Raw genomic sequence first — 237 nt, forward strand, 5'->3', positions numbered from 1 at the left:
CAGGTGGTGGTGAAGTTCGGCGACGTCCCGATGTCGCTGGGCACCGGCGGCGGGTGCCTGATCTCCGGGCTGCTCTTCGGCTGGTTCCGCTCCCGCAAGCAGACCTTCGGCGCCTTCCCGCCACAGGCCGCCTCCACCATCAAGGACATGGGCCTCGCGGTCTTCATCGCCTGTACGGGACTGCTGTCGGGCCCGCAGGCCGGGCCACTGCTCAAGGAGTACGGGGCGCTGCTGCCG

At 70.0% G+C, this 237-nt stretch carries 1 protein-coding gene; it reads left to right on the forward strand.

Features of this window, described 5'->3' with window-relative positions:
- On the forward strand, positions 1 to 237 hold a 237-nt coding region (locus AC0IXA_RS28105; RefSeq protein ID WP_471815012.1), incomplete at both ends, for an aspartate-alanine antiporter-like transporter.

It is taken from the genome of Pseudomonas sp. AC083, from assembly GCF_979253165.1.